Below are 1,764 nucleotides of genomic sequence, written 5' to 3' on the forward strand. Positions count from 1 at the left end.
GGGCCGCCGTTGCCAGTTGCAGGTCGCGCTGCAGATTGATCGCGGTCAGCCAGGCATTCGCGGGCAGGGCGCTGTCGATGGCGGCGGCCAGTGCGGCCAGTTCGCCTTCGCGCCGCAGCGCGCGCAGCAGGCCCTGCTGCGCCAGCAGGCGTTCGCGTGCCGCCTGCGCGGTGGCCGCCTGCGCCTGGCTGGTCTGCGCCGCACTGGCCGCCTGCTGCAGCGTGGCCGTGCGGCGCTCCAGCGCGGCGCTTTGCCAGCGCAGCGCCCCACTGCCGGCCGCTGCCGCCAGAACGATCGCGGCCAGAGCCACCCCGGCGCGGCGCAGCGTGCGGCGCACGCGCACGCCGTCGCGGTAGCTGCGCGGGATCATGTCGATATCAGCCATCTGCTCCTCCGCGCAGCGCCAGGCCGGTGGCCAGTGCGAGCGATGTCGTCGCCTGTTCGCCTGCCGTGTCGTGTGCCATATTTTGGGCYGGTTCGGGGAAGGCGCCGAACGGATCGAGCAGGTGCACCGGCACGTCGATCAGCTCGGCGATCCGGGACTGGATATCGGGGTAGCGCGCCAGGCTGCCGTTGAGGTACAGGCGGCTGATCGAGCTGCCGCGCGTGCGCGAGGCCACGTACACCTGCGTGTGGGCGAGTTCGTCTGCCAGTGCCTGGCAGGCCGGGTGCAGGATGGCGCGGATCGCGCGCCGCAGCTCGATGTGCGGATCGTCAATGGCCATGCCAGGCCGCGCGCCGATGCCATGCTGGCGCAGCAGGCTGGCGGCCGTATCGGGTTGCAGGTCGAGCGCGCCCGCGACAGCGCCCGCCAGCATGTCTTCGCCAAACGCGATCTCGCGATCGAGCATCAGGCGCCGGCCCCAGATCACGGTCAGGTAGCTTTTGGCGGCGCCGAAATTGAGCAGCGCGACCGACTGGCCGACGTCGCTGCCATGCAGCGTGGCCAGCAGGCGACCGATGGCAGCCGGGCCGATGTCGAGCGCGACGGGTTCGAGGCGTGCGTGCTCCAGCATCGCCAGGTAATCGAGCACCCGGTGCTTGAGCGCGGCAGCGACCAGCACCTGCCGTTCGCCGCCATCCATGTCGGCGCCGCGCACCTGGTAATAATCGATGACGTGCTGCCCGGCGCGCTCGCCCAGTTGCTCGCTCACCGCGCGGCCCACGGCCTGGGCCTCGGTCTGGCCGGTGGCGACATGCACGGTGAGCGGCAGGATGCGCACGTCGGCCGGGGGCAGCGCGGAAATCACGCGGCGGCCCTGGAACGGCGCCTGCGCCAGCGCGGCATCGACGAATTGCACCAGCGCCTTCGGGGAGGCCAGCAGCACGTCACGCGGCATCGGATAAGGCAGGGAACTGGCAGCGCGCAGGCGCCAGCCGCCATCGCGCCAGTCGGCCTGCACCAGGTTGAGCCGGTTGGCGGCGAAGTCGGCGCCGATCGGCCGCGCGCTTGAGGGCTGCAGGCGGCGTCGCAGGCCAGCCACAAGACGGTGCAGGGTCATGGCGCGGCGTCTCCCATCGGTGCGTGATAGCGAATGGCGCCAGGCGCGTGTGGATGCATGATCTCGTCCATCAGCATTTGTCGGCTGCGACAACCCGCAGCAGCGGGCGCCGGCTGTCGCTCGCTTCGTTGCTGTAGAAGGTGGCAGCCTGGCCCGGGTCGAGCAGGCGCAACAGCAGGCCGTGCTCGGGGAAGCGTTTGGCGGCCCAGCTGTCAAGCAGGCCGGTGACGTTCAGGATGGCCGGTCCGGTGCTGGTCACGCT

3 protein-coding genes are annotated in these 1,764 nt (G+C 71.2%); all 3 read right to left on the reverse strand.

The features are described from left to right. On the reverse strand, positions 1-385 hold a 385-nt coding region (locus tag AC1DYN_RS32335; protein ID WP_477966859.1), incomplete at its 3' end, for a hypothetical protein. Beyond that, positions 378-1,502, reverse strand: coding sequence for a pilus assembly protein PilM (gene pilM, locus AC1DYN_RS32340; protein WP_477966861.1), 1,125 nt, complete (start codon positions 1,500-1,502; stop codon positions 378-380). The genes AC1DYN_RS32335 and pilM, both read right to left, overlap by 8 nt. A 70-nt stretch (positions 1,503-1,572) precedes the next feature. Beyond that, positions 1,573-1,764: hypothetical protein (locus AC1DYN_RS32345; protein WP_477966863.1), on the reverse strand; the 192-nt coding region annotated here is incomplete at its 5' end.

Source organism: Rhizobacter sp. P2_D12, assembly GCF_056404395.1.